General features: G+C 67.0%; 1 protein-coding gene. It reads left to right on the top strand.

Features of this window, described 5'->3' with window-relative positions; all coding sequences use genetic code 11:
* Positions 1-267: hypothetical protein (locus tag KVS67_RS12055; protein ID WP_217565454.1), on the top strand; the 267-nt coding region annotated here is incomplete at both ends.

Raw genomic sequence — 267 nt, 5'->3', positions numbered from 1 at the left:
ACAACGGCGAGCTCGCGCTCGGCAAGAACCTCCTCGTCGCGTTCATGCCCTGGGAGGGCCTGAACTACGAGGCCGCGATCATCCTGTCCCAGCGCATGGTCTCGGAGGACGTCCTCACCTCGATCCACATCGAGGAGCACGAGGTCGTCGCCCGCGACACCAAGCTGGGCGCCGAGGAGATCACGCGCGACATCCCCAACGTGTCCGAGGAGGTGCTGGCGCAGCTCGACGAGCGCGGCATCATCCACATCGGCGCGGAGGTGGTGG

It is taken from the genome of Micrococcus sp. GbtcB5 (assembly GCF_019091605.1).
GTDB classification, from domain to species: domain Bacteria; phylum Actinomycetota; class Actinomycetes; order Actinomycetales; family Micrococcaceae; genus Micrococcus; species Micrococcus luteus.
The sequence above is the reverse complement of the archived record's forward strand: the minus strand, read 5'-3'. Positions and strand labels throughout refer to the sequence as shown.